23 protein-coding genes and 1 tRNA gene are annotated in these 21,491 nt (G+C 71.3%); 9 read left to right on the top strand and 15 right to left on the bottom strand.

Annotated elements, in window-relative coordinates:
* Entirely contained in the window at positions 1-2,859 is a 2,859-nt protein-coding gene (locus ACSQ1L_RS09520) for an ATP-dependent DNA helicase (protein ID WP_435994316.1), read from the bottom strand.
* 151 nt (positions 2,860-3,010) lie between these two features.
* Here ACSQ1L_RS09520 and ACSQ1L_RS09515 point away from each other — a divergent pair, with 151 nt between their 5' ends.
* Both ACSQ1L_RS09515 and pdeM read left to right on the top strand, forming a co-directional pair.
* The gene (locus tag ACSQ1L_RS09515; RefSeq protein WP_435994578.1) at positions 3,011-5,569 is read left to right on the top strand and encodes a ligase-associated DNA damage response DEXH box helicase; all 2,559 of its coding nucleotides are present in this window, start codon (positions 3,011-3,013) and stop codon (positions 5,567-5,569) included.
* Entirely contained in the window at positions 5,566-6,297 is a 732-nt protein-coding gene (gene pdeM, locus ACSQ1L_RS09510; RefSeq protein WP_435994314.1) for a ligase-associated DNA damage response endonuclease PdeM, read from the top strand. The genes ACSQ1L_RS09515 and pdeM overlap by 4 nt, the downstream gene beginning before the upstream one ends.
* Here the strand turns inward: pdeM and ACSQ1L_RS09505 are convergent.
* The 5 genes from ACSQ1L_RS09505 to ACSQ1L_RS09485 are packed head-to-tail and all read right to left on the bottom strand — an operon-like array spanning position 6,294 to position 9,683.
* Entirely contained in the window at positions 6,294-6,677 is a 384-nt protein-coding gene (locus ACSQ1L_RS09505; protein ID WP_435994312.1) for a rhodanese-like domain-containing protein, read from the bottom strand. The genes pdeM and ACSQ1L_RS09505 overlap by 4 nt on opposite strands.
* A 60-nt stretch (positions 6,678-6,737) precedes the next feature.
* On the bottom strand, positions 6,738-7,454 hold the full coding sequence (locus ACSQ1L_RS09500; protein WP_435994310.1) for a lysophospholipid acyltransferase family protein: 717 nt from the start codon (positions 7,452-7,454) through the stop codon (positions 6,738-6,740).
* A 1-nt stretch (position 7,455) separates the two neighbouring features.
* Positions 7,456-8,085, bottom strand: a complete 630-nt coding sequence (locus tag ACSQ1L_RS09495; protein ID WP_435994308.1) for a YdcF family protein — start codon at positions 8,083-8,085, stop codon at positions 7,456-7,458.
* Between the two features lie 9 nt (positions 8,086-8,094).
* Positions 8,095-8,976: a cell division protein FtsX gene (locus tag ACSQ1L_RS09490; protein ID WP_435994306.1), complete on the bottom strand. Its 882-nt coding sequence runs from the start codon at positions 8,974-8,976 to the stop codon at positions 8,095-8,097.
* Positions 8,973-9,683 (bottom strand): cell division ATP-binding protein FtsE, encoded by a 711-nt coding sequence (locus tag ACSQ1L_RS09485; RefSeq protein ID WP_435994304.1) that lies wholly within the window; start codon positions 9,681-9,683, stop codon positions 8,973-8,975. Before ACSQ1L_RS09485 ends, ACSQ1L_RS09490 begins: the two co-directional genes overlap by 4 nt.
* A gap of 68 nt (positions 9,684-9,751) precedes the next feature.
* On the opposite strand from ACSQ1L_RS09485, the gene ACSQ1L_RS09480 reads away from it, so the two are divergent.
* Entirely contained in the window at positions 9,752-10,663 is a 912-nt protein-coding gene (locus ACSQ1L_RS09480; protein ID WP_435994302.1) for an MJ0042-type zinc finger domain-containing protein, read from the top strand.
* On the top strand, positions 10,656-11,186 hold the full coding sequence (locus tag ACSQ1L_RS09475) for a phosphoribosyltransferase (protein ID WP_435994300.1): 531 nt from the start codon (positions 10,656-10,658) through the stop codon (positions 11,184-11,186). The genes ACSQ1L_RS09480 and ACSQ1L_RS09475 overlap by 8 nt, the downstream gene beginning before the upstream one ends.
* Before the next feature lie 65 nt (positions 11,187-11,251).
* Here ACSQ1L_RS09475 and lysA read toward each other — a convergent pair whose 3' ends face one another.
* From lysA to argH, 3 genes are read right to left on the bottom strand one after another with little or no spacing between them, the layout of a single operon-like run.
* Complete coding sequence (gene lysA / locus ACSQ1L_RS09470) at positions 11,252-12,529, bottom strand: diaminopimelate decarboxylase (RefSeq protein WP_435994298.1); 1,278 nt, start codon at positions 12,527-12,529, stop codon at positions 11,252-11,254.
* 4 nt (positions 12,530-12,533) lie between these two features.
* Positions 12,534-12,770, bottom strand: a complete 237-nt coding sequence (locus ACSQ1L_RS09465) for a hypothetical protein (RefSeq protein ID WP_435994296.1) — start codon at positions 12,768-12,770, stop codon at positions 12,534-12,536.
* Positions 12,770-14,149 carry an argininosuccinate lyase gene (gene argH / locus ACSQ1L_RS09460; protein WP_435994294.1) on the bottom strand — a complete coding sequence of 460 codons (1,380 nt, stop codon included), beginning with the start codon at positions 14,147-14,149 and terminating at the stop codon, positions 12,770-12,772. Before argH ends, ACSQ1L_RS09465 begins: the two co-directional genes overlap by 1 nt.
* 61 nt (positions 14,150-14,210) lie before the next feature.
* On the opposite strand from argH, the gene ACSQ1L_RS09455 reads away from it, so the two are divergent.
* Complete coding sequence (locus ACSQ1L_RS09455; protein ID WP_435994292.1) at positions 14,211-14,834, top strand: TlpA family protein disulfide reductase; 624 nt, start codon at positions 14,211-14,213, stop codon at positions 14,832-14,834.
* Positions 14,835-14,837: 3 nt separating this feature from the next.
* Here ACSQ1L_RS09455 and ACSQ1L_RS09450 read toward each other — a convergent pair whose 3' ends face one another.
* Positions 14,838-15,107: a hypothetical protein gene (locus ACSQ1L_RS09450; protein WP_435994290.1), complete on the bottom strand. Its 270-nt coding sequence runs from the start codon at positions 15,105-15,107 to the stop codon at positions 14,838-14,840.
* 129 nt (positions 15,108-15,236) lie between these two features.
* On the opposite strand from ACSQ1L_RS09450, the gene ACSQ1L_RS09445 reads away from it, so the two are divergent.
* Positions 15,237-15,593 (top strand): hypothetical protein, encoded by a 357-nt coding sequence (locus ACSQ1L_RS09445; protein ID WP_435994288.1) that lies wholly within the window; start codon positions 15,237-15,239, stop codon positions 15,591-15,593.
* A 16-nt stretch (positions 15,594-15,609) separates the two neighbouring features.
* Here ACSQ1L_RS09445 and ACSQ1L_RS09440 read toward each other — a convergent pair.
* A tRNA-Met gene (locus ACSQ1L_RS09440) sits at positions 15,610-15,686 on the bottom strand.
* A 183-nt stretch (positions 15,687-15,869) separates the two neighbouring features.
* On the opposite strand from ACSQ1L_RS09440, the gene ACSQ1L_RS09435 reads away from it, so the two are divergent.
* The gene (locus ACSQ1L_RS09435; protein ID WP_435994286.1) at positions 15,870-17,099 is read left to right on the top strand and encodes a PQQ-dependent sugar dehydrogenase; all 1,230 of its coding nucleotides are present in this window, start codon (positions 15,870-15,872) and stop codon (positions 17,097-17,099) included.
* 2 nt (positions 17,100-17,101) lie between these two features.
* Here ACSQ1L_RS09435 and ACSQ1L_RS09430 read toward each other — a convergent pair whose 3' ends face one another.
* Genes ACSQ1L_RS09430 through argB form a run of 4 tightly spaced genes read right to left on the bottom strand, consistent with a single transcriptional unit; the run spans position 17,102 to position 20,074 of the window.
* Complete coding sequence (locus ACSQ1L_RS09430; RefSeq protein ID WP_435994284.1) at positions 17,102-17,563, bottom strand: hypothetical protein; 462 nt, start codon at positions 17,561-17,563, stop codon at positions 17,102-17,104.
* Positions 17,564-17,604: 41 nt separating this feature from the next.
* A complete protein-coding gene (dapD, locus tag ACSQ1L_RS09425; RefSeq protein WP_435994282.1) occupies positions 17,605-18,456 on the bottom strand; it encodes a 2,3,4,5-tetrahydropyridine-2,6-dicarboxylate N-succinyltransferase in 852 nt (283 codons plus the stop codon).
* Positions 18,453-19,148 (bottom strand): pyrimidine 5'-nucleotidase, encoded by a 696-nt coding sequence (locus tag ACSQ1L_RS09420; RefSeq protein WP_435994281.1) that lies wholly within the window; start codon positions 19,146-19,148, stop codon positions 18,453-18,455. Before ACSQ1L_RS09420 ends, dapD begins: the two co-directional genes overlap by 4 nt.
* A complete protein-coding gene (gene argB, locus ACSQ1L_RS09415) occupies positions 19,145-20,074 on the bottom strand; it encodes an acetylglutamate kinase (protein ID WP_435994279.1) in 930 nt (309 codons plus the stop codon). Before argB ends, ACSQ1L_RS09420 begins: the two co-directional genes overlap by 4 nt.
* 73 nt (positions 20,075-20,147) lie before the next feature.
* Here argB and ACSQ1L_RS09410 point away from each other — a divergent pair, with 73 nt between their 5' ends.
* Positions 20,148-20,333 carry a hypothetical protein gene (locus ACSQ1L_RS09410; RefSeq protein WP_435994278.1) on the top strand — a complete coding sequence of 62 codons (186 nt, stop codon included), beginning with the start codon at positions 20,148-20,150 and terminating at the stop codon, positions 20,331-20,333.
* Between the two features lie 412 nt (positions 20,334-20,745).
* On the top strand, positions 20,746-21,491 hold a 746-nt coding region (locus ACSQ1L_RS09405; protein ID WP_435994276.1), incomplete at its 3' end, for an outer membrane protein.

The following is a 21,491-nucleotide window of genomic DNA, read 5'->3' as shown; positions in this document are numbered from 1 at the left end:
TCAGGCCAGGAAGGCCCCGACCTGCTCGACCGCCTCGGCCAGCCCCATGCGCTGCACCTCCGCGCCCGGCGGCAGGCTGCCGAACAGACGGGTGGGGCAGGCGGCGTCCAGCATGACGAACACTCCCTTGTCGTCCCCCCGCCGGATCAGCCGGCCGAACGCCTGGGCCATCCGGGCCCGCGCCAGGGCGTCGTCGAAATTGCGTCCCCCCGCCCCCTCGCCGCCGAAGCGGGCGCGCCGCGCCTTGTGCAGCAGGTCGGGACGCGGCCACGGCACGCGGTCGAAGGCGAGGATGCGCAACGACCGGCCCGGCACATCGACCCCGTCCCTGACGGCGTCCGTGCCCAGCAAACAACTGTCCTGCTCGGCGCGGAACACGTCGACCAGCGCCCCGACCTCGAGCGGATCGACGTGCTGGGCGTAGAGCGGCAGGCCCGCCTTCGCCAGATCCGGCCCCAGCCGCTCGTAGACCGCCTTCAGCCGCCGGATGGCGGTGAACAGCCCCAGCCCGCCGCCGCCCGCGGCCAGGAACAGCTCGCGCATCGCCGCCGCCGTCTGCCGCGTGTCGTCCTTGATCAGATCGTTGACCACGATGACCCGGGCGTTGGCCGCATAGTCGAACGGGCTCTCGACCTTCAGCGTCCGCGCCGGCTCGATCAGCCGCGCCGAGCCGGTGCGCAGCCGCGCCATGTCGAACGGATCGTCCGAATTGGGATCGGACAGGGTGGCCGAGGTCACCAGCACCCCGTGCGCGGGCATGATCACCGCCGCCTCCAGCGGCACGGTCGGATCGATCCAGTGCCGCCGCAGGGCCACATCCATGATCCGGCCGAACGCGGCCTCGGCGGACAGCCAGTCGACGAAATCCGGGTCCGGCTCGTCCGACGAGACCTCCAGCGCCGCCAGCATCGACCGCCACCCCGGCAGGGTCATCCGCGCCCGCCGGTCGAGGCCGCGCAGCGCCCCCTCGATCCGCGACCGCTGCGAACCGTCCAGTTCGACCGCCTCGTCGTCGAGGATGTCCTCCAGATGCCGCGACAGGGCCAGCAGCGGCGCCTCGAGGGCGGCCAGCGCCTGGGCCGCCTCCCGCGCCGTCTCCAGCACCGGATCGGTGACCGGCCGCAGGGCGCACTCCATGCCGAACTCGACCCCGGAGCCGGAGGCGTTCTCGCTCGTCCGCGCCCTCAGCTGCTCCAGCCCGGCCAGCAGGAAGCGCTCGATCGGCCCGACCGGATTGACCTCGCCCGAGGCCGGCGCGATCCGCCCGGACACCCCTTCGCCGGGCAGTTGGGCCGCCGCCCGCACCGCGTCCTGCAGCGCCTTCATCGCCGCCTCGTTGTCGGCGCACAGGTCGCCCAGCCGCTGCTCCAGCCCGCGCCCGCGCCGCCCGCGCCCCTCCGGCCCCCGGATCCAGCGCCGCAGTTCGGCCGCCTCCTGCCCCGACAGGCAGGCCGAGAAGGCGCTGTCCGCCGCATCGAACAGATGGTGGCCCTCGTCGAAGACGATCCGCTTCAGCGCCGCCGTCTCGCCGTCCTGTTTCAGCCCCCGCGCCGAGCGCGCGCCGTCGAACGCCGCCTGGGTCATGACCAGCGCGTGGTTGGCCACCACCAGATCGGCCCGGCGACTGGCGCGGATGGTCTTTTCGACGAAACAGGTGCGGTAGTGCGGACAGGCGGCGTGGACGCACTCGCCGCGCCGGTCGACCAGATTGGCCGCGCTGGCCTGCTGCCCCGTCCCCACCGCGAACAGCCCCGGCAGCCAGCCCGGATAGTCGCCCCCGGTCATGTCGCCGTCGCGTGTGTGCAGCGCCCACCGGCTGGCCAGCGCCATGCCGATCAGGTCGCCGTTCCCCAGCTGCGCCGCCTGCACCATGTCCTGCAGGTTCAGCAGGCAGAGATAGTTCTCCCGCCCCTTGCGGACCACGGTCTTCTTCTTGCGCTCCACCGGATCGGGCCACAGCGCCGCGCTCTCGCGGTCGATCTGCCGCTGCAGGGCGCGGGTGTAGGTCGACACCCACGCCGCGCCCGCATTGCGCTCGGCCCACAGGCTGGCCGGCGCCAGATAGCCCAGCGTCTTGCCCGTCCCGGTGCCCGCCTCGGCCAGCAGCACGCGCGGCCGACCCTCCTCGTTGCGTGGCGAGAAGGCGAAGGCGGCCTCGGCGGCGTAGTCGGACTGGGTCGGCCGCGTCTCGTCGAGCCCCGACGCCTGCAGCAGCTTCTCCAGCCGGATGCGCGCGCTCTCGGAATCCACCGGCGCCGAGCCCGCCTCGCCGCGCGGCGCCTCGTCCTCCCATTCCGCCAGCCGCGACCAGGCGTCGAGCCCGCTGCCGCGATGCTGCCGCTCCCGCACCGGCTGGTGCTGCAGCGCCCCCAGCACCCGCCAGCCCCAGGCCCAACCCGCCCGGCTTAGCGTCTCCGCCAGGGTGAAGGCGTCCTCCCGGTGTGGATAGGCGGAATCTGCGAGCTCCCGCAGCAGTCCGTCCGCCGCCCGGCGCAGCGCCCCGGCCTGCGCCTCCGCCCCTTTTGGCTCGCTCTGCCCCATGGCCAGCGCCAATCCGCTGGGGGAGGGGGCGCAGAACCGCGCCGGCCGCACGAAGGCGAACAGCTCCAGCACGTCGAGCAGGTCGTTCGACCGAGGCGGCGGCGCCAGCCCCAGCCGCCGCGCCGTCAGGCTGGCGTGCGCCACCAGCACCGGCCCGGTCGTGAACGCCCCCTCGGCCGCGCCGCGCCCGATCTTGCGCGCGCCCTCGTCATCGCAGGTCGCCCCCGCGCCCGGCGGCACGGCCAGCGCCGGCGGCAGCGCCAGCCACGGCTCGGCGCCGGTCAGGGCGGCGGAAGGGGAAAGGGAGTCGATGGACACGCCTGTCAGATAGCGCGGAAGGGCGTGAAACGGAACGGGAACATGCTATAGGCGCGATGTGACGCCGCCGCCCGCTCCCGCAACGCTTCCGCCGCTTTTCGCCGACTGGTTCGCCGGCCGCGGCTGGGCCCCGCGCGGTCATCAACTCGAGATGATCGCGGCGGCGCAGGCGGGCTCGCACGCCCTGCTGGTCGCCCCGACCGGCGGCGGCAAGACCCTGGCCGGCTTCCTGCCCTCGCTGGTCGAACTGGCCGAGCGCGGCCCGAAGCCGGCCACCGGCCCGGGATCGGGGGTCCACACCCTGTATCTCTCGCCGCTCAAGGCCCTGACCACCGACATCGAGCGCAACCTGATGACGCCCATCCGCGAGATCGGGCTGAACATCCACGTCGAGAGCCGCACCGGCGACACCAAGGCCTCGAAGCGCCAGCGCCAGCGCGACTTCCCGCCCGACATCCTGCTCACCACCCCCGAACAGCTGGCCCTGTTCTGCGCCTGGGACGGTGCGCGGTCGTATTTCGCCGACCTGAAATGCGTCGTGCTGGACGAGGTCCACGCCATCTGGAGCGGCAAGCGCGGGGATTTGCTGAGCCTGGGGCTGGGGCGGCTGCAGACGTATGCGCCGGCGATGCGCCGGGTGGCGCTGTCGGCGACGGTGGACGACCCGGAGATGATCGCGGGGTGGCTCAGCCCCGGTCTTCCTTCTCCCCTCGGGGGAGACGGTGGGCGGCGGAGCCGCTCGGATGAGGGGGATGTTTCCTCATCCGCGCCGCTGGCCGTTCCAGAGCCGGCCTACCCCTCATCCGGCCCTGACGGGCCACCTTCTCCCCCAGGGGGAGAAGGACATGTGGTGATCGTCCGCGGCGACCCCGGCGCCCCGCCGGTCGTCGATGTCCTCGTCTCCGAGGGCAAGGTCCCCTGGGCCGGCCACACCGGCCAGCACGCCATCCCCGAGGTCTACGACGCCATCCGCCGCGCCGGCATGAGCCTGATCTTCGTCAACACCCGCTGGCAGGCCGAGTTCGTCTTCCAGCAGCTGTGGGCCATCAACGACGACAACCTGCCCATCGCCCTCCACCACGGCTCCCTCGCCGCCGAGCAGCGGCGCAAGGTCGAGGCGGCCATGGCGCGGGGCGACCTGCGCGCCGTGGTCTGCACCTCGACGCTCGACCTCGGCATCGACTGGGGCGACGTCGACCTCGTCATCCAGCTGGCCGCGCCCAAGGGCGCCAGCCGCCTCGTCCAGCGCATCGGCCGCGCTAACCACCGCCTCGACGAGCCGTCCCGCGCCCTGATGGTCCCCGCCAGCCGGTTCGAAATGCTCGAGTGCCAGGCCGCCCGCGAGGCGGTGGCCGAGAACGCCTTCGACTGGGAGCCGGTCCACACCGGCACCCTCGACACCCTCGCCCAGCACGTCATGGGCTGCGCCTGTTCCGAGCCGTTCACGATGCAGGACCTGTTCGCCGAGGTGACCGGCTGCGGCCCCTACCGCGGCCTGACCTGGGAACAGTTCGAGGAGGTCGTCGATCTGGTCGCCACGGGCGGCTACGCCCTGCGCACCTATGAGCGGTTCGCCCGCATCGTGCGAGACGGCGAGGGCCGCTGGAAGGTGCGCAACGCCCAGACCGCCCAGCGCCACCGCATGAACGTCGGCGCCATCGTCGCCGCCGCCACCCTCAACGTCCGCGTCGCCTCGCGTCGCGGCCAGCGCCTGATCGGCGGCCGCAAGGTCGGCGAGGCCGAGGAGAGCTATTTCGAACCGATGACCCCCGGCGACACCTTCGTCTTCGCCGGCCAGGTCTGGGCCTTCCAGGGCATCGCCGGCATGGACGCCCTGGTCACCCACGCACAGGCGCGCGACCCCAAGATCCCGTCCTGGGGCGGATCAAAATTCCCCATGTCGCGCTCGCTGGCCGACCGGGTCCGCACCATGATCGAGGACCGCGACCACTGGCGTGTCCTGCCGCCCGACGTGCAGGAGTGGCTTGCGCTGCAGGAAGAGAAATCCGCCATCCCCGATGCCGAAACCATGCTGGTCGAGACCTTCCCGCGCGGCAGCCGGCATTTTCTCGTGGCCTATCCGTTCGCCGGCGGGCTGGCCCACGGCACCCTGTGCATGCTGCTGACCCGGCGTCTGGACCGGCTCGGCGTCGGACCGCTCGGCTTCGTCTGCACGGACTATTCGCTGGCCATCTGGTCGATCCGGCCGATGGACGATCTCGACCTCGACGCCCTGTTCGAGCCCGACATGCTCGGCGACGACCTCGAGAGCTGGCTGGAGGAGAGCTTCATGATGAAGCGCAGCTTCCGCAATTGCGCCCTGATCTCCGGCTTGATCGAGAAACGCCAGCCGGGGAACGAGAAGACCGGCCGGCAGGTGACCTTCTCGACCGACCTGATCTACGACGTGCTGCGCCGCCATCAACCCGATCACCTGCTGCTCAAGACCGCCCGCGCCGACGCGGCCGCAGGCCTGCTCGACGTGGCCCGTCTGGGCCAGTTGCTGGAGCGGATTCACGGCAATATCCGACTGGTTCGGCTCGAACGCCCCTCGCCCTTCTGCGTCCCGGTATTGGTCCAGATCGGTCGCGAGCGCGTCGGCGGCGGGCAGGCGGCCGAGATGATCCTCGACGCCAGCGCCTACGGTTTCGACGAGGCCGACCTGATCGCCGAGGTCATGGGCGACGCCCCCGCCGAGGCCGCCCAGTGAACGCCGCCCTCAGAAATCTCCTCTCCCCCGCCCGCTGCCCCAGCGGCGGCCTGCGCGTCTCCATCGAGGGCGAGCCCTGCGTGCTGCGCCGTTCCGGCGCCCTGTGGGTGCTCAATCACCGCACCCTCATCGCCGCCGACCTGCATCTGGAGAAGGGCTCGGCCTTCGCCGCCCGGGGCCAGATGCTGCCCCCCTATGACAGCCGCGCCACCCTCGACCGGCTCGAAGCCGAGATCGACGCCCTGCAGCCGGCCGCCGTGGTCCTGCTCGGCGACAGCTTCCACGACTCGAAATCGATCGGCCGCATGGCGGCCGACGACAAGGCCCGGCTCGACCGGCTCGCCGCCGGCCGCGACTGGATCTGGCTCGAGGGCAACCACGACATCGCCGCCCTCGCGGGGAGCCTCGACACCCTGACCGGGGAGGTGGTCGAGACCCTCTCCCTCGGCTCGCTCCGCCTGATCCATGAGCCCCGGCCCGGCGACCGCCCCGGCGAGATCGCCGGCCACCTCCACCCCGCCGCCCGCGTCGCCGCCTACGGCCGGGGCGTCCGCCGTTCCTGTTTCGTCACCGACGGCCGCCGCGCGATCCTGCCCGCTTTCGGTGCCTTCACCGGCGGGCTGGACGTGAGAGACCCGGCCATCGCCGGCCTGTTCGGGGATCCGCCCATGGCGGCGGCGCTGGGCAAGGACCGGGTGCACGCCCTGCCGTGGGACAGTCTGCGCTAGACCGCCGCCTCGACCGCGTACCCCGCCGCGCTGGCGTCCTTGAAGGCGCCGAGATTCAGCACCTCGGGATAGCCCATGGCCTGCAGCGTCCGACCGGCCAGCGCCGACCGCCCGCCCGAGGCGCAGTACAACACCACGGGCCGGTCCTTGCGGAACTCCGGCAGGTGGTAGGGCGTCTCTGGATCGGCGCGGAACTCCAGCATGCCGCGCGGCACGTTCAGCGCCCCGGACAGCTTCCCCGACGCGGCGACCTCGGCCGGGTCGCGCACGTCGAGCAACAGGGCGTCGCGCGCGGCGACCAGGGTTTGCGCCTCATCGACCGAAATGCGCGGCACGGCGGCGTGGGCGGCGTCGAGGAGGGACTTCACGGACTCGGGCATGGGCGATCTCCTGTGAGGAGCCGCACCCTACGTCCGCGGGCGAAGGGCGGGAAGCCGTCGCTAGTGGTCTTCGGACCGCATCAGGGCGTTCGACGCCCCCTCGATCCGCTCTTCCAGCGCCGCCATGAACTCGGCCCGCTTCAGCCCCGCCGGGATCGCCGGCAGCAACTCGTACACCACCGTCCCCGGATAGCGCCGGAACCCGTGCGCCGGCCAATGCACCCCCGAGTTGGTCGCCATCGGCGTGCAGGGACACTCAAGATCGCGGTACAGCGCCGCGATCCCCGGCTTGTAGTCCGGCGCCGCTCCCACCGGGGTGCGCGTCCCCTCCGGGAAGATCAGGATCTGCCGCCCCTGCGCGAAACGCGTGCGCGCCTGCCGCACCATCTCCTTCAGCGCCTTGGAATGCGCCGACCGGTCCACCGCGATCATCCCGGTCTTCCACGCGAACCAGCCGAAGAAGGGCAGGGGCCGCAGCTCCTTCTTCATGATGAAGCAGTTGTCCGGCAGCACCAGCCACGGCGCGATCACGTCGAGCATGCTCTGGTGCTTGCCGGCGACCAGGGCGGCACCCTCGGGGCGGTGCTCCAGCCCACGGAACTCGACCTTCACCCCGACGATCCAGCGCAGCCCGAACAGCACGAAGCGCGACCAGCCGCGGATCACGCCCATGGCGTAGCGGTGCGGCAGCAGCAGCGCCGGCGACAGGCCGACCGCGAACAGGGCCATCGACAGATAGAGCCACAGCACGAAGACGAGCGAACGCAGGCTGGTCACCTCAGGCGGCCTTTTCGGCCGGGGCGTCCGCCGCCGTCGTCTGGCGCTCATAGGCGCCGCCGCCCACCAGGGCGCGGCCCAGGGCGGCGAGATACTTCATATACTCCAGCGTCATCCGCCGCGCCGTCACGGCCGCCCGCCACCAGCGCGAATTGTCCAGCGACGGCGTCTCCACGGCATAAGGCGTCAGCTCGAGCTCCGGCGAAGCCGCCCGGATCTCGGTCAGGGCCCGCGCCATGTGATAGTCCGAGGTCACCACGATCAGGCTGTCGTAGCCCTTGGCGTCGGCCCAAGCGGCGATCTCCTGGGCGTTGCCGATGGTGTCCTCGGCCTCGAAGCCGAGGTCGACGCAGCAGTTGAACAACTTGTTCGAGCCCGGAGTCAGGGCGCGCAGCTCCTGGCGGCGGACCTCGCGGTTGACGCCCGAGATCAGCACCCGCTTGCCCTTGTCCTGCTCCAGCAGGCGGATGGCGGCGTTGACCCGCTCGGACGACGGACCGGTCAGGGCCACGATGGCGTCGGCCCGTGCGGGCTCGGCGGCGGGCGTATAGCCGCGCACCCGGTCGGCGAAGGCGAACAGGCCGACCAGCCAGATCACGACAATGATGGCGATGAAGGTGAGAAACTTCATGGCGTTAACCTAGCGACCGCCCCGCAAACGCGCCAGCGCGGTGATCCGCGCCGCGACAAGCGCCACCGTAGCGGCCAGCAGCGGGCATGGCGAGAGCATCAGCACGTCGCTCCACGCCAGCGGCAGGGCGGGGGTCACGCCGTCCGCCCCGCCCAGGAACCGCAGCCCCGCGACCAGCACCATCGCCGCGCCCGCCCCGGCCGCGCCGGCCCCCGCCGCCAGCAGGGCGTAGCGGGTCTGGAACAGGCCGGCGATCCGCCCGTCGTCGGCCCCGTTCAGGCTCAGCGTCTCGATGAGGGACGTCTGCGCCGCCATCCCCGCCTGGACGGCGTAGACGATGGCCGCCCCCGCGGCCCCCGCCGTCAGCAGGAAGGCGGCGAGGGCCAGGGTGGTGATCAGGGCCGCTGACCGCTCGGCCTCGCCGCGCCACAGGCTGTGGTCGTCTACGGTGGCGTCGACGCCGCCCTCGGCGAGGGCGCGGCTGAGGCTGACGGCGCTGGCCGGGGCGTCCGGGTCCAGCCGCACGGTGACCAGATAGGGCAGGGGCAGGTCGGGCAGGACGGCGTCCCCCACCCACGGCCGCAGCAGGGCCTCGGCCGTCTCGCGGTCCATGGCCGCCGCCTCCTCGACCCCGGCCACGCCGGCCAGCGTCTGGGCGGCGCGGGCGGCGGCCTCGGCCCCGGTCTCGCCGACGCGTGGCCGGACCTGCACCGTCGCCTCGGCGCGCAGCTGCCGGGCCCAGCCCTGCGCGGCCCGGTCCGCGGCCACGGCGCCCACGGCCGACAGGCAGGCGAGGAAGAGCAGCGCGGCGATGACGGCGGCCAGCCATGGCTCGCCCCCGCCGTTGCGCGGGACGATCCTGGCCTGCCTCGATATCAGCCGCCCGATCACGCCGGGACTCCGATCAGCCGGCCGCCCTCGAGCCGCAACAGTGAAGCGCCGGACGCCGCCGCCAGCGCCTCGTCGTGGCTGGCGATCAGCACTGTCGTCCCCACCCGGTTCATCGCCTGGAACAGTCTCAGCAGTCGCCCGCCCATGGCGGCGTCGAGGCCGACGGCGGGCTCGTCGGCGAGAATCAGTTCCGGGCTGGCGACCACGGCGCGGGCGAAGGCCAGCCGCCGTTTCTCGTCGCCGGACAGGGCGGGGGGGCGGTCGTCGCCGCGGTCGCCGAGTTCGACCCAGTCCAGAACTTCCATGACGTCGGCGGCGTAGGCGTCCCGCTTGCCGCCCGCCAGCCGCAGCGGGAGGGCCGCGTTGTCGAAGACGGACAGATGGTCCAGAAGCCGCAAGTCCTGGGACACGATCCCCATCCGCCGCCGGGACGCCGCAACGGCCGACCGGGGCGGCGACCCGGCGTCCTCGCCGAACAACTCGACGCGGCCGGCCGTCGGACGCGTCTCCAGGGTCAGCAGCTTCAGCAGCGTCGACTTCCCGGCCCCCGACGGCCCGGTAAGGAAGTGGAAAGAGCCGGCGGGCAATATGAGGTTAACGTCCCTCAGCACGTCAGGGCCGCCCGCATAGCCGAAGCCGACGTCCGAAAGGCGGGCGGTGTCGGTCGCGGGGGCGGTCAAGGCGGCGCGGTGGGGCTGAACGGACATCGATTTTGGGTCAGGACGCGGCCGTGAGCCGCGACGGGAGGGGGCGGAACGCCTCTCAGTCAGCGCACATGATACTGACCTGTCCGTCCTGCGCCACCAGCTATTTCACCCCCGACGAGGCGATCGGCCCCGACGGCCGCACCGTGCGCTGCAAGAGCTGCAAACACACTTGGCGCGCCACGCTGGAAGAGCCGCTGGAGCTGTCGGCCTCGCCGCCTGGCGTCGAACCGTCCAGCTTCGCCCGCCGCGACGAGCCCGTCGCCGAATCGCTGGCCGAGACGCCGGCGCCCGAACTGCCGCGCGCCTTCCGCGCCCGGGCCGAGCAGCAGCGCCGCCTGCGCCGCGCCGCGACCCATGGCGCGGTCTGGGCCGGCATCGCCTCCGGGTTCGCCGCCCTGCTGGTTTCCGCCTGGCTGTTCCGCGTCGAGGTGGTCGAGATGGCCCCCCGCGCCGCCGCCGCCTACGCCGCGGTCGGCCTGACCGTGAATCCGACCGGCCTCGACTTCGAGGCCGTCAGCGCCAGACCCCTGCCTAGCGATCCCGGCAAGGTGCTGGTCTCGGGCGCCCTCAGGAACGTGCGCGACGACGAGCGGATCGCGCCGCCGGTGCGGGTCGCCCTGCTGGACCGCCAGGGAGCCGAGATCGGCCACGCCGTGGTGCGCATCGACGCCGCGCCGGTGCTGCCCGGCAAGGTTCAGGGCTTCGCCGCCGTCATCCCCGATCCCGGCGCAAGGGGGCAGGGCGTCGGCGTGGCTTTCGTGCTGGAGGCGGAGGCGCCGCCCGCGAGGGCGGCCCTGCGTCCCGCCGCCCCGGCCGTACACCGGCCATTGCCCACCGCAGACGTCGGCGGCCTGCGTCCCGCCCTGGCGGCCGACTCCTCGGCCCCGCTCGAGATGCAGCCGATCGATGCGGTGCCCATCGTGGCGTCCCCGGCTATCGACTCGCAAGGGCTCGAGGCGGTATCCGCCTCGCATGGCTGACACCCCGACCCCGACCGTCCTGCTGCCGGAAGCGGAGGTCGCGCGCATCGTCGCCGACCTGGCGCGCCAGATCGCGCCCGTGACCGACGACGAGACCGTGGCGGCGGTGCTGCTGACCGGGGGCCTGTGGTTCGCCGCCGACCTGACCCGGGCCCTGTCGCGCCTCGGCCGCCACGTCCGCTTCGACGCCCTGTGGCTGGCCTCCTACGGCGACGAGCAGTCCAGCCGCGGCAGGATCGACGTTTATGCCCCCTTCCAGCGCCCGATCGCCGGCCGCAAGGTCCTGATCCTCGACGACGTCTTCGACACCGGCCTGTCGCTGGCCGAGGCTGTGCGCATCGCGACAGAGGCGGGCGCCGCCGAGGTCCTCACCTGCGTCTTCGCGAAGAAGCCCTGGCCCCTGCCACGCGCCCCCGAGCCGGACTTCGTCGGCTGGGACGCGCCCAACCGCTTCCTCGTCGGCTACGGCCTCGACCACGCCGGCACCCTGCGCGGGCTCCCGGACATCTGCGCGCTGGATTGAGACGACCTCTTCCTTCTCCCCCTGTTCGAGCAGAGGCGGGGAGGCGTGACGCTATGCTGACGGGTTCAGCCCAGCCAGTCCGCCTCGGGCTCCCGCGCCCACATCGCCTCGTATGACGGCCGCGTCCGCACCACGGCCCAGCGGTCGCCGTCGACCAGCACCTCCGGGACCAGCGGGCGCGAATTGTACTCGCTCGCCAGAACCGCCCCGTACGCCCCGGCCCCCATGAAGGCGACCAGATCGCCGGCCTGAACCGGCGCCAACCGGCGGTCACGAGCGAAGACGTCGGTGGATTCGCAGATCGGCCCGACCAGATCGTACGGCCCGGCCTCGCCCGCCCGCGCGCGGACTGGCACGACGTCATGGAAGGCGTCGTACAGCGCGGGCCGCATCAGGTCGTTCATCCCGGCGTCCAGCACCACGAACCGCCGACCGTCGCTGCGGGCGTTGACCTGGATGACCCGGCTCAGCAGCACCCCGGCGTTGGCGGCCAACAGCCGCCCCGGCTCGAACGCCGCCTCGACCTCCAGCCCCTCGAGCACGCGCGCGGCCATGCCGACATAGGCTTCGATCGAGGGCAGGTCCGACTGCCCGTGATAGGGCACGCCCAGCCCGCCACCGAGGTCCAGCCGGCTGACCTCCAGGCCGTCCGCCCGCAGCGCCAGCGTCATTTCGCGCAGGGCCCGGAAGGCCGCCTCCAGCGGCTCCAGCGTCGTGATCTGGCTGCCGATATGGCAGGCCAGTCCGACCGGCGTCACATGCGGCGAGGCGGCGGCGCGGGCGTACAGGGCGGGCGCCTCCTCCGCCGGGACGCCGAACTTGTCGGTCGCCCCGCCGGTGGTGATCTTGGCGTGTCCGCCGGCGCCGATCTTAGGATTGACCCGGATGGCGATCTCCGGCGCCGCACCTTTCGAAGCGGCCACGCCGATCAGCCGGTCCAGTTCGACGGCGCTCTCGACGTTGATCTGGCGCACCCCGACCTCAATGGCGAAGGCCAGTTCGGCGTCCGTCTTGCCCACGCCGGAGAAGACGATGCGTTCGCCGGGTATTCCGGCCTTGAGCGCCCGCCGGATCTCGCCCTCCGAGACGGTGTCGGCGCCGCAGCCCAGCCGGGCCAGCGTCGCCAGCACCGACAGGTTGGAGTTGGCCTTGACCGCGAAGGCGATCAGCGCCTCTCCGAGGGCGCCCGGGTGCGCCTCCACGGCCTCGCGGAACAGGCCGTAGTGCCGCGTCAGGGTCGCTGTCGAATAGACATAGACCGGCGTGCCGACGGCCCCGGCAATTGCCTCCAGTGGCGCGGCCTCGGCGTGGAGGGCGCCGTCGATGCGGTCGAAATGGTGCAAGGTCCTAGCGGGGGCTGGAACCCGAACCGCCGTAGGGGTTCGAACTGGGCCCGCCGTCGATCGGCTGCTGGCTGGGCGGGCGATAGACCGTCGCCGGCTCGACCGGCCCGGGGCCCCGGCCACTGGGCAGGCTGCGCTCGGTCTCCCGGGCCGGCGGGGCCTCGAGGTCGGCCATGCGGCCGCAGCCCGAGACCGGGATCGCCATCAGGACCGCGACGCCCACGAGAACGAGTTTCTTCATCACAGTTCCTTCGACGCGAGACGCGTCTTCCACTCGGCGATGCGCGCGCGGACCTGTTCCGGCGCCGTGCCTCCGAAGCTCTGGCGGCTGGCGCAGGAAGCCTCGGGAGTGAGCACCTTGTAAACCGCTTCCGTGACGCCGGGTTCAAGCGACTGCAGTTCGGTCAGCGGCAGTTGCGCCAAGTCCACGCCCAGCGCCTCGGCCCGCTTCACGGCGGCGCCCGTGACATGGTGCGCCTTGCGGAACGGCAGGTTCAGTTCCCGCACCAGCCAGTCGGCCAGATCGGTCGCGGTCGAGAAGCCCGACCCCGCCGCCGCGCGCATCCGCTCCGTGTCCGGCCGCAGGGCCGCGACCATGGCGGTCATGGCTCCCAGCGCCAGGGTCAGGGCGTCGAAGGCCTCGAACACCGGCGGCTTGTCCTCCTGCATGTCCTTCGAATAGGCCAGCGGCAGGCCCTTCATCACCGTCGACAGGGCGACCAGCGAGCCCATGATCCGGCCGGTCTTGGCCCGCACCAGCTCGGCGGCGTCGGGATTGCGCTTCTGGGGCATGATCGACGAGCCGGTGGTCAGGTCGTCCGGCAGGGTCACAAAGCCGAACTGCGGCGTCATCCACACCACGATCTCCTCGGCCAGCCGCGACAGGTGCCCGGCGCAGATCGAGGCGGCGGCCAGGCTCTCCAGCGCGAAGTCGCGGTCCGAGACGGCGTCCAGGGAATTGCCCATCGGCCGATCGAAGCCGAGCTCGGTCGCCGTCATGTGCCGGTCGATGGGGAAGGGCGACCCGGCCAGGGCCGCGGCGCCCAGCGGGTTCTCGTTCATCCGCGCCCGGGCGTCGGCGAACCGTCCCGCGTCGCGCCCGAACATCTCGACATAGGCCATCAGGTGGTGGCCGAAGGTCACCGGCTGGGCCGGCTGCAGATGGGTGAAGCCGGGCATCAGGTCGCCGGCGTGCTGCTCCCCCCGGGCCAGCAGGGCCGCCTGCAGGCCCTGCAGCTGTTCCACCGCCGCGTCGCAGGCGCCCCGCACCCACAGCCGGAAATCCGTCGCCACCTGGTCGTTGCGGCTGCGCGCGGTGTGCAGGCGCCCGGACGGCTCGCCGATCAGCTCGGCCAGCCGCGCCTCGACGTTCATGTGGATGTCCTCGAACTGGTCGCGGAACGGGAAGGTCCCGGCGCGGATCTCGTCCTCGATGGCGTCCAGCCCGCCCAGGATGGCGTCGGCGTCCGCCTGGGTCACGATGCCGCGCGCCGCCAGCATGCGGCAGTGGGCCCGCGAACCGGCGAGGTCCTGGGCCCACAGCCGCCGGTCGACGCCGATCGAGACGTTGATCGCCTGCATGATGTCGGCCGGCCGGGCGGAGAAGCGGCCGCCCCACATGTCTTGACCTTCCGGCTCCGGGGAAGGCTTAACTGTGGGATCGGGTTGGAAAGGCTGTGTCATGAAGGGCTCGAAGGCGGCGGGGATGGCGATCGCGGCGGCGCTGGCGGTCGGCATGATCGCGGGCGCCGGGCTGCTATACGCCAATCGCGACGCCTTCTTCAAAGCCGCCGCGCCCGAACCGCCCGCGAAGAGCGAACTGGCCCGCTTCGCCACCGGCTCGCTGACCCGGCTGGAGACCCCGGCCGCCCTCGCCGTCGCCCCGGCCTATGTGTTCAAGACCCGCGACGGCGCCGACGCCACCTTCGCCCAGTTCCGGGGCAAGGTGGTGGTGGTCAACCTCTGGGCCATGTGGTGCGCCCCCTGCCGCACCGAGATGCCCACCCTGGCGCGCCTGGCCGAGGCCTATACGGGCCGGGACCTGGTGGTGCTGCCGATCAATGTCGACGCCACCGAGGATGGTCTCGCCGACGCCCGCAGCTTCATCGACGTGCACGAACCCCTGCCGCTTTACAGCGACATGAAATTCCAGCTGCCTTTCGAACTGCCGGGCGAGGGCAAGATGCCCCAGACCGTCCTGCTGGACCGTCAGGGCCGCATCCGCGCCCACTTCTCGGGCGAGGCGGACTGGGCCAGTCCGGAAGCACGGGCCCTCGTCGACGCCCTGCTGGCGGAGCCGGCCTGACCGTCAGGGCTGGTTGCCCTTCTCGTCTGTCCGGGTCTCGGCCTTCTGCTCGTCGGCTTCCTGGGCCAGTTCGTCCGTGGCCTCGTCGACCTCCTGGGCCACCTCGCCCGCGCCGGCGGCGATGGCCGAGCCGACCTGGGCGGCTTCTTCCTGAATCGCGGAACCGGCCTCGTTGGCGTCGGCCTGGGCGTCGTCCTGCTCGGCCTCGTTGCAACCTGCGGCGCCGAGAGTGAGGGCTGCCAGTGCAGCCACGGCGACGGATCGGATGTGCATGGGATTATCCCCCTTTCAGCGCTGAAACCTGATCGTTGAACGCGGGAGGCGCGGCGACGGTTGCCGCTGGTGATTTCGCGAAGCGGTGGTATCTTGCGTTGCGGGTCCTGCATGACCAAGGAGCGTCCAATGCGCGCGAACAGCTTTCTCGCAGTCACCCTTTTCGGTGTCCTTCTGGCGCCGGCGGCCTTCGCCCAGGTTGGCGGAGGCGGGCCGCCGAGCGCCCAGCAGGCCAGCGGCGGCCCCATTGGCCGCATGACCCAGCAGCAGGAAAGCTGGCGCTTCGAGAGCGAGGCGATGCAGCGCGCCAGCGCTATGACGCCCGAGGAGGCCGAGGCCGAGTACGGGGCTGAGCGGGTCGAGCTGGCCAACCGGATCCAGGCCCTGATCAACGAGGGCAAGTGCCGCGAGGCCCGCGCCATGGCCAATGAGGCGGGCGAACGGCAAATGGCTCTGCGCATCCGGCAGACCTGCCGCTCCCGCTGATCTTTTCGGACGGCGATGGTGGCTGGAGGCGGGCTCGAACCGCCGACCTGTGGGTTATGAATCCACCGCTCTAACCAGCTGAGCTACCCAGCCCCGATCTCTCGAGCCCCGGCGGGAACTGGTCTATCCGCCGGAAGAGGCGTGCCTATAGAGGGGGCGGCGACGGGATTCAAGCCGTCCCGAAGACCTCCGTGCGCCTACGGGCTTGCACTGGCCCCCGGGGAACTCAAAGGTCGTTGCTTCGCTCCGCCACCGACCACTTCACAAGGGTTCCTCATGCGCCTCCTCGTCCTTGCCGTCTCGGTCTCCGCCGTGGCCCTGGCCGCCGCATGCGGCGGCGCCGGCCAGGAACAGAACCCCGCCGCGGCGATCACCGGGGATCCGGTGGAGAGCCGCCCGCCGAACGGGGCCGCCCAGGCCGCGGCCTTTCCCGGCCAGACCCGCGCCCCGGGCGTTCGAACCGAGGCGGCGCTGACGCACACGGTGGTCGCCTCGGGCCTGGTCGAGCCGTGGGGCCTGGCCCAGCTGCCCGACAGCCGCTGGTTGGTGACCGAGCGGCCGGGCCGGCTGCGCATCATCACGGCCGACGGCGTGATGGGCGAGCCGATCGCGGGCCTTCCCGCCGTCGATGCGCGCGGGCAGGGCGGGCTGCTGGATGTGGCCGTCGGACCGACCTTCGGGCAGGACCGGCTGATCTATTGGAGCTATTCCGAACCGCGCGAGGGCGGCAACGCGACTTCGGTGGCGCGGGGCCGGCTGGCGGAAGACGGGGCCCGCGTCGAGAATGTGCAGGTCATTTTCCGCGCCCTCCCGACCTACGACGGGACCATGCATTATGGCTCCTCCCTGGCCTTCGACGATGCGGGGCGCCTGTTCGTCACCCTGGGCGAGCGCTCCGACGCCCCGATGCGGCCGCAGGCGCAGGATCTTGGCTCGCACATGGGCAAGACCATCCGCATCAACGCCGACGGCTCGGTTCCGGACGACAACCCCTTCGTCGGCCGCGCGGGCGCCCTGCCGGAAATCTGGTCGCTGGGGCACCGCAACGTGCAGGGGATCGCCATCGCGGGCGGCAAGGTCTGGACCGTCGAACACGGCACGCGCGGCGGCGACGAGATCAACCTCGACCGGGCCGGGGTCAACTACGGCTGGCCGGAGGTCGCCTACGGGGTCGAGTACCGCGGCGGTCCGATCAATCAGGGGATCACCGCGCGAGAGGGGACCGAGCAGCCGGTCTACTACTGGGACCCGGTCATCGCTCCGGGCGGCATGACCGTCTACGACGGCGCCATGTTCCCGGAGTGGCGTGGAAACCTGCTGGTCGCGAGCCTGAAGGAGAAGCACCTCGCCCGTCTGGTGCTGGACGGGAACCGCGTCGTCGGCGAGGAACGGGTGCTGACCGACTTGGGCGAGCGGGTCCGCGATGTGGCGGTCGGGCCGGACGGCGCCGTCTGGGTGATCACCGACGAACAGAACGGTAAGCTGGTGCGGCTGGCGGCGCGGTAGAGCTATTCCGGGGCCGGACCGAAGCGGTTCGGGCCTGGGTCGCCGCGCCGCCATTCCAGGGGCGCGACGAAGAGCGACCGGACTGTGCTGACCACCACGACAACGAGAGACAGCGCCGGCAGGGCCAGTATCGCCCAGTCCGGCAGTCCGGGCATGAGGAAGGCCGTAAGCGCCGGCGCGATCGCGAGAGCGAGGATCAGCCCCCGGCGTCCATGGACGACGTATGCATGCTGGTTCAGATCGTGCATCCGCCGCGCATGCGCCGCCATGAACGCAACCAGCAGCGGGACGAGCAACGCCAAGGGGGTCAACGCCAGCAGCCTCGGCGCCCCGGCGATGAGCAGAAACATCGGACCCAGAACGGGAACGATCGAGAGCAGCAGGAGCTTGCGCGTCAGTCGCTCGTGACCGACGAAGCTCAGTCTTCCCCTGAAATCGAAGGCGGCGGCAAGGCGGTCGGACATTAGCACCTCCGCGCGCAGAGTGTCGCGTCCGCCGTCCAGCTTCAATCCCGCAGCAACTCGTTGACGCCCGTCTTGGCCCGCGTCTGGGCGTCCACCCGCTTGACGATGACCGCGCAATACAGAGACGGCCCGCCCTTCGGGTCGGGCAGGGCGCCGGGCACCACCACGGAATACGCCGGCACCTCGCCGCGGAAGACTTCGCCGGTGGCGCGGTCGACGATCCTGGTCGAGGCCGACAGATAGACGCCCATGGCCAGCACCGCGCCCTCGCGGACGATCACGCCCTCGGCCACCTCGGCGCGGGCGCCGATGAAACAGCCGTCCTCGATGATGGTCGGATTGGCCTGCAGCGGCTCCAGAACGCCGCCGATGCCGGCGCCGCCGGACAGGTGGACGTTCTTGCCGATCTGGGCGCACGACCCGACCGTGGCCCAGGCGTCGACCATCGAGCCCTCGTCGACATAGGCGCCGATGTTCACGAAGCTGGGCATCAGCACGACATTCCTGCCGATGAACGCGCCGCGCCGGGCCACGGCGCCGGGCACGGCGCGGAAGCCGGCCTGTTCGAAATGAGCTTCGGTCCAGCGGCTCCACTTGACCGGGACCTTGTCCCAGTAGGGGCCGGGCGTCGGGTCGCTGACGCCCATGGTCGCCCCGACCGGCGCGCCCATGCGCGTGTTCGGGTTGAGGCGGAACGACAGCAGCACCGCCTTCTTCAGCCACTGGTGCGTGGTCCAGACGCCGTCGGCCCCGCGGGAAGCGACCCGGGCCTCGCCCGCGTCCAGCATCTCCAGCGCCTGGTCGACGGCCTTGCGGATATCGCCGTGGGTCGAAACCGAGATGTCGGCGCGAGCCTCCCAAGCAGCCTCGATGACGGCTTCCAGATCAGTCATGTCGGGTCTCCCGGCAGGATGGCGGTGGCGAGGAAGGGGCCGAGCGCGGCGGCCCGGTGGTCGACGAACGGCGCCTCCGCGTCGAAGGCGTGCGGCCCGACCAGGACGGTGGTCATGCCCAGCGCCTTGGCATGGTCGAGATTGCGGACGGTGTCCTCGAAAAAGGCGGTCGCGGCCGGGTTCAGTCGAAACTGGTCCAGCATCAGCGCGAAGGTGTCGGGGTGCGGCTTGGGCACCAGCCGGGCGTGCTCGACCGCGAACAGGCCATCGAACAGATCACTGATTCCCAGTTGCTCCAGAACCCGCTCGCCGTGGCGCGTGGAGCCGTTGGTGAAGACGTAGCGCGGTCCCGTCAGGCGTTCGAGACCGGCCCGCAGACCCTCGTCCGGCTCCAGATCGTCCAGCGGCACATCATGCACTTCGGCGAGGAAGGCTTCGGGATCGATGGTGTAGTCCTTCATCAGGCCGCCGAGCGCGGCCCCATGGTCGAGCAGGTAACGCTTCTGCAGCGCCCGCGCCTCCTCCAGCGGCAGGCCCGTCGCACGCACCATGAATTCGCCGATGCGCGCGCTGACCCGCTTCAGAATCTGGCGCTCCGGCGGATAGAGGGTGTCGTCCAGATCGAAAAGCCAACTGCGCACATGGCGGAGATCGGCGCCGACCTCGGTCGGTTGGACAGGCTCGGCGGTCATTCTTCCGCCTTCACCAGCGTCCCGGCGCCGTGTTCGGTGAACAGCTCGACCAGCATGGCGTGCGGGCGCCGGCCATCGAGAATGACCACGGCCTCGACCCCGTCCCGGACGGCGGCGATGGCGGTCTGCAGCTTGGGGATCATGCCGCCGGTGGCGACGCCGTCGTCGATCAGCCTTGAGGCCTCTGCGACGGTCATCTGGCGGATGATCTCGCCGTCCGCGCCCTTGACGCCGGCCACGTCGGTCAGCAGCAGCATGCGCTTGGCCTTCAGCGAGCCGGCCAGGGCTCCCGCCACGGTGTCGGCGTTGACGTTGAAAGTCTGGCCATCCTCGGCCACCCCGATCGGCGCGATGACGGGCACCCAGTCGGCATCGGATTCGAGCAGGCGGACGACCAGCTTCGGATCGACCTTCGTCGGCTCGCCCACGTAGCCGAGGTCGACCTCGTGCTCGATCATGCTGTCGGGGTCGCGCTTGGTGCGCCGGGTCTTCTCGACCGTCAGCAGACCGGCGTCCTTGCCGGAGAGGCCGATGCCACGGACGTCCGCCTTACGCCCGGCCATGGTGATCCAGTGGGCGATCTCCTTGTTCACCGCACCGGAAAGGACCATTTCGGCCACCTGCATGGTGTCCGAATCAGTGACCCGCAGCCCGTCGACGAAGCTCGACTTGACCCCTGCCTTCTCCAGCATGGCGCTGATCTGCGGCCCGCCGCCGTGGACCACCACCGGGTTCACCCCCATCAGCTTCAACAACACGACATCGGCGGCGAACTGTTTGGCCACGGCGCTCTCGCCCATGGCGTGGCCGCCATATTTTATGACGACCGTCTTGCGGTCGTAGATCTGGATGTACGGCAAGGCCTCGGCCAAGGTCTTCGCCGTGTCCCAGCCGCGATCTTCGGATTGCCGTTCTGTCTCGTCCATCCAGCGGGTCCGTAATGCCAAGCCACCGTCGTGTCATCATGAAACCGGACCCCTGCGCGCCCGTTCCGCCTGGATGAACGAACACGACATCGACGATCGGGACCTGACCCCTTCCGACCCGACCGACCCGGCGTCGCTGCAGCACCCGGATCCGACGCTCTGCCCCGAATGCCTCGGCGCCGGCGTTCTGCCCTCCGGCGAGGTTTGCCCGGTCTGCGAGGGAACCGGCAAGGCGACCAATCGGACCGGCGGGGGCTGACGGCCTGTTCTGCGCGGCCGGGAAGCAAACGCGCGGAAAGCCAGACGGCCTGCACATACTCGCCGAGGTTATAGAGCCATGGACGGCGTCGGGTTGTATTCAGGTCGGCCCTGAGGCGCTCGACCGGCGACTCGATCGAGCCCGCGGCCGGCCTGACCGATGGAGTCCGTCAGGCCGCGGGGCCGGGCGCGCGCCGACGAAGTTCGCTGTTTGGAATGCGCTTTCCGCCTCCCGGCGGCGGAAACAGGCCGCAGCAGGCCGGTCGACACGCCCCTGTAGCGTAATGGCCACGCTTGGATGAGTTCGGAGCTTCTTCGTCTCGACCTGAGCGAGCGGGGCTGTTATGAGGGTGCAAGCGGCGGTTCGTGCGCCGCCCTGAAAAAATCACTTGGGCTGCGGAGGGCCTCCACCCATGCGCGTTAAGACTTTCATTCTGGCGACCAGCGCCGCCGGGGCGCTAGCCCTGTCGGCCGGCGCCGCGGCGGCCGAACCGAACGGCTGGTACGGCGCGATTGACGCCGGCTGGCATACGGCGGGCGTCGCAACCAGCCGGAACATCGATTTCGACATCGAGCCGGACTGGACGGGCTTCGCCCGTCTCGGCTACCGGTTCACGGAGAACTGGCGCGTCGAACTCGAAGGCGGCTACCGCCCCGGCGATCTCGGCGAAGTGAACGTCGGCGCCACGCCGGCCTTCCTCTGCAACGTCAGCCCGGCCGTGGGCGTCTGCAACAACGCGGACGGCGAGATCACCTCGACCACCCTGATGGCCAACGTGATCTACGACTTCGGCGCCGCTGATTCGGCGCTGCGTCCGTTCGTCGGCCTCGGCGCCGGCATCAACCGGGTCAACACCGAGTTCCTCGGCACGCTCGCCGCTGACCGCACCATCGCGCTCGGCGCCGACGACAGCTCGGCCAAGCTGGCGGCGCAAGCTATCGTCGGCCTGGCCTGGGCGATCAGCGATCGGGCCCACATGGACCTGACCTACCGCTACCTGCTGTCGAACATGGAATTCGAGACGTTCGACAACTGGGCGGGCGTCGACGTCGGTCCGTACGAAGGCCGCTACGAGGATTCCTCGCTGACGCTGGGCCTGCGCTATGCGTTCGGCGCGGTCGAGCCGGTCTACGCGCCGCCGCCGCCGCCGCCGGCCGT

Origin of the sequence: Brevundimonas sp. LjRoot202, assembly GCF_964253355.1 — a bacterium.
Lineage (GTDB): Bacteria > Pseudomonadota > Alphaproteobacteria > Caulobacterales > Caulobacteraceae > Brevundimonas.
Note: the sequence above shows the minus strand (reverse complement) of the source record. Positions and strands in the feature narration are given on the sequence as shown.

Excerpts from the sequence above, each read along its gene's own strand:
- argB (WP_435994279.1), bottom strand. The coding sequence starts at position 20,074 with ATGGACGAGACAGAACGGCAATCCGAAGATCGCGGCTGGGACACGGCG.
- ACSQ1L_RS09430 (WP_435994284.1), bottom strand. The coding sequence starts at position 17,563 with ATGTCCGACCGCCTTGCCGCCGCCTTCGATTTCAGGGGAAGACTGAGC.
- ACSQ1L_RS09445 (WP_435994288.1), top strand. The coding sequence starts at position 15,237 with ATGCGCGCGAACAGCTTTCTCGCAGTCACCCTTTTCGGTGTCCTTCTG.
- ACSQ1L_RS09480 (WP_435994302.1), top strand. The coding sequence starts at position 9,752 with ATGATACTGACCTGTCCGTCCTGCGCCACCAGCTATTTCACCCCCGAC.
- ACSQ1L_RS09495 (WP_435994308.1), bottom strand. The coding sequence starts at position 8,085 with ATGAAGTTTCTCACCTTCATCGCCATCATTGTCGTGATCTGGCTGGTC.
- ACSQ1L_RS09420 (WP_435994281.1), bottom strand. The coding sequence starts at position 19,148 with ATGACCGCCGAGCCTGTCCAACCGACCGAGGTCGGCGCCGATCTCCGC.
- ACSQ1L_RS09455 (WP_435994292.1), top strand. The coding sequence starts at position 14,211 with ATGAAGGGCTCGAAGGCGGCGGGGATGGCGATCGCGGCGGCGCTGGCG.
- ACSQ1L_RS09515 (WP_435994578.1), top strand. The coding sequence starts at position 3,011 with ATGATCGCGGCGGCGCAGGCGGGCTCGCACGCCCTGCTGGTCGCCCCG.
- ACSQ1L_RS09435 (WP_435994286.1), top strand. The coding sequence starts at position 15,870 with ATGCGCCTCCTCGTCCTTGCCGTCTCGGTCTCCGCCGTGGCCCTGGCC.
- ACSQ1L_RS09475 (WP_435994300.1), top strand. The coding sequence starts at position 10,656 with ATGGCTGACACCCCGACCCCGACCGTCCTGCTGCCGGAAGCGGAGGTC.
- argH (WP_435994294.1), bottom strand. The coding sequence starts at position 14,149 with ATGTGGGGCGGCCGCTTCTCCGCCCGGCCGGCCGACATCATGCAGGCG.
- ACSQ1L_RS09465 (WP_435994296.1), bottom strand. The coding sequence starts at position 12,770 with ATGAAGAAACTCGTTCTCGTGGGCGTCGCGGTCCTGATGGCGATCCCG.
- ACSQ1L_RS09485 (WP_435994304.1), bottom strand. The coding sequence starts at position 9,683 with ATGTCCGTTCAGCCCCACCGCGCCGCCTTGACCGCCCCCGCGACCGAC.
- dapD (WP_435994282.1), bottom strand. The coding sequence starts at position 18,456 with ATGACTGATCTGGAAGCCGTCATCGAGGCTGCTTGGGAGGCTCGCGCC.
- ACSQ1L_RS09505 (WP_435994312.1), bottom strand. The coding sequence starts at position 6,677 with ATGCCCGAGTCCGTGAAGTCCCTCCTCGACGCCGCCCACGCCGCCGTG.
- ACSQ1L_RS09410 (WP_435994278.1), top strand. The coding sequence starts at position 20,148 with ATGAACGAACACGACATCGACGATCGGGACCTGACCCCTTCCGACCCG.
- ACSQ1L_RS09450 (WP_435994290.1), bottom strand. The coding sequence starts at position 15,107 with ATGCACATCCGATCCGTCGCCGTGGCTGCACTGGCAGCCCTCACTCTC.